Below are 2,846 nucleotides of genomic sequence, written 5' to 3' on the forward strand. Positions count from 1 at the left end.
GAAAGTGAGGGAATTGAGTTAACACATCCAGTGATACTTAACAGAGCTATACAACTCAATAGTTTTAAGATTTTCTTCATTTTCCCCTCTTTCAATGGATTTATTTACGATAAAAAAGCTCAGAAGCCTGTTGATATTTTCTGTTCATACTGTGTTCAAGACAGGTTAGGACTAAATTGAGATGGTGAATTGAGGAAACAATCGCGCCATTCCAAGCGAAGGCAAGAATGGCAGATTGTTGATCATTACTTAAGGCTGGCATTCATCCGCGTTTTTATACCTTTTACAAAACGGGCTGTTTAAGCGCTTTTCGACACTTCTCTTCGGGATGACAGCACCAGGCTGACAATTTGGAAGGTTGTCTTCTTTAAAAGTATAACACCAGCCCCCCCCCTCAACTCTATTTTTATAGCGGAAACCTGATTGGACCATGCAAGCATCAATGGAAACCATTGCATTAGGAGTGAGCTTTTGAGTTTCTGAATCCTCATCATAAGGTGTTGGCATTCCACATTCTAATAAAGCTTTTCCTACCTCAGTAAAGTCTGCTCCTGGTTTCTCCCACATATACATATACCCTGGAGCAGGTTTATCGATATTGCATCCAATCACGCTTAACAGAACGAGCCCGCTTAATAGTTTTAATATGTATTTCATTTTTTCCTCCTTGAAGGGATGTATATACGATTAGGATTCCCATAATCGCTTTGACACGCCTTACTTGCATGATTATAACAAGCATGAGGGCTGGGATAACTAGATAGTACTTTCTTTGCCTCTTTCACTACGTTACTACCAAGGGGCCTCTGGTAAAAAGTAGCCGGATTTCTACCAAATACTACACCAACAAAATCATCTGCATGGTTTTCCAAGCCGACAGTGGTTTTCTTTCCATCCCTTAAGATATATAACGTATCTGCCATGTCTTGAGTATTATAAGCTGGACCAAAAAAATTAACCGTTGTTTCCTTTGCTATACCGTGAACACCATGCTTTACTAAATCATGTGATCCATTTCCTGCTGTTATGGTACCACGACTATGGGCATCAATATGCAATCCTGTATTGCCATAAAGATACATTGTATCCTGGAATTTCTTGGTTGAATTGGTCAATCCAAAAAAAAGTCTACCTTCCAGAAGCTTCTGAAAAATCGCTATCCCTACTTCCACTTCCCAGTCTTCAGCTTCTGGGAAGTATGTAAAATAAAGGGGACCATGATCATTGTCAGTTAACTGAACCGCATTACGCGCAGCCTCATCGGGTGTGTTAAAAATGCCATTGTAAAACATATGAACCTGGCCATCAGAGCCTTTTTGTAAATGCTTTTCTTCCTCTGGCGTTAAGTAATGATACAGAGGTATTTTTCTTCCATGACTGTCTTTGATAGGTTTTCCATTTTCATCTGTTGCATAAAGGACATTGCCATTTTCATCATGCGCAACTTCTCCCTCAGGATGTTTTTTGACATAGGCGATTTTATAAATTTTAACAAAGTATCCCAATCCTTCATCCGATAAATCATTGATCATGTCTAAGCGATTATGAACGACCCCCTCAAGCGATGTGACGTCCACCGGTGCAACGGCTTGGTGGGCTGTAGCGGTGTTGCGGTTGAGTGCATCAATGATTTGTCCAGCATCTTGCCCCATCGCCCTCTGTCCAGTTGTATCAGTAAGGATGATAGTCCCATCACTGATAGCAGATTTGGTTTCCCCTTCTGCTCCATCCTTGGCTTTGCCGTGATTTAAAACATTCTTGGCAATGTTCTTTATCGTGTCGTTCCCAGAAATGCTAAACCCATGGCTGCTGGCTTTAGCATGCGCACCGTTGTTGATGTCACTGGTGCTAATGCTTCCTGTGGTCAGGCTGTTTTTGTCTGCCGAGGCTGTGCTGGAAATAAGTCCNGGCTGTTTTTGTCTGCCGAGGCTGTGCTGGAAATAAGTCCTCCGGTTAGGGTCGTTTTGTCTTTAACAATGATATTAAAGCCGCCATCACCCGCTTTGATGCCTGATTGCTCCACAACACTGTGATAATCGCTAGAGGATTTATCCTTTTGGAAAGAGGCGCTCATGGAGCCCCCACCACCCGTTTGTCCAGCGCCAAACCCAACAGAAACAGAGTCTTGCTTGCTGGAAGTTTGTCCCGTATCACTGCGACTGGTAATGTTCAAATCACGACCAACCTCCATTTCTACACGCTCTCCAGAAACCACAGCACCTGCCAATGCGGTGTTTGCCCCACTCGTGGTATGAACTGTGCCGGTGCCTATAATATGGCTGTTTTTGTGTTGAACTTCCTCACTGGAACCTTCCCCTTGACTAAAAGAAGCACTACCCGTTGCCCCTGCGCCACCCGTGCCATAACCGGTGCCAACACTCATTGAAGCACTTTCACTGCTGTTTTGTGTGCTTTGCGTGTTTTGTGCACTTTCAAAGGTGATATCTTTACCTGCTTCCATGGTGATATTCCCACTCTGTTCATCATTTTCCAGCACATAGATTGGATTGGTGCCGGCGATAATATCGACGCCAACACCATGAATGCTACCTTTGTGGGCTTGCATGTTAACAGCACGTCCGCCTTCTATGCTATCTGTTACCGCTGTGGAGGTCTGAACAGATGCCTCCGTTTTTTCAGTTTTAAAGCCCACGGTTACACTGCCAGATGCACCAGCCATATTGGCAAGAGCATCCTTGGTGGAGCCCCCCAACCCTCCTAATGGGTTACTCAGTCCTTTGGTTGTGTTCCCCTTTTCCCCTGTGTTGCCAGTCAGCCAATTAACAAAATTCCTGCCTTTGTTAAAGAGGTGATTGATTTTCATGCCAGTCAGTATGCCATTAATA

The 2,846-nt window shown here is 43.8% G+C and carries 4 protein-coding genes; 1 reads left to right on the top strand and 3 read right to left on the bottom strand.

Features of this window, described 5'->3' with window-relative positions:
* Positions 1-180, top strand: a 180-nt coding sequence (locus ACFILU_RS03100; RefSeq protein WP_375674700.1) for a hypothetical protein, incomplete at its 5' end; no start/stop codon positions are given.
* A gap of 69 nt (positions 181-249) precedes the next feature.
* On the opposite strand, the gene ACFILU_RS03105 is transcribed toward ACFILU_RS03100, so the two are convergent.
* The 3 genes from ACFILU_RS03105 to ACFILU_RS03115 all read right to left on the bottom strand — a co-directional run.
* A complete protein-coding gene (locus ACFILU_RS03105) occupies positions 250-657 on the bottom strand; it encodes a hypothetical protein (RefSeq protein WP_375674701.1) in 408 nt (135 codons plus the stop codon).
* Positions 654-1,652 carry a filamentous hemagglutinin gene (locus tag ACFILU_RS03110; RefSeq protein ID WP_375674702.1) on the bottom strand — a complete coding sequence of 333 codons (999 nt, stop codon included), beginning with the start codon at positions 1,650-1,652 and terminating at the stop codon, positions 654-656. The genes ACFILU_RS03105 and ACFILU_RS03110 overlap by 4 nt, the downstream gene beginning before the upstream one ends.
* Positions 1,653-1,864: 212 nt before the next feature.
* The coding region (locus tag ACFILU_RS03115; RefSeq protein ID WP_375674704.1) for a hemagglutinin repeat-containing protein at positions 1,865-2,846 on the bottom strand (982 nt) is incomplete at its 5' end.

The organism is Bartonella sp. CL100XZDX, assembly GCF_042195375.1.
Lineage (GTDB): Bacteria > Pseudomonadota > Alphaproteobacteria > Rhizobiales > Rhizobiaceae > Bartonella.

What these genes read in the sequence shown, in the direction of transcription:
- ACFILU_RS03105 (WP_375674701.1), bottom strand. Translation starts at nt 657, where the DNA reads ATGAAATACATATTAAAACTATTAAGCGGGCTCGTTCTGTTAAGCGTG.
- ACFILU_RS03110 (WP_375674702.1), bottom strand. Translation starts at nt 1,652, where the DNA reads ATGGGGCAAGATGCTGGACAAATCATTGATGCACTCAACCGCAACACC.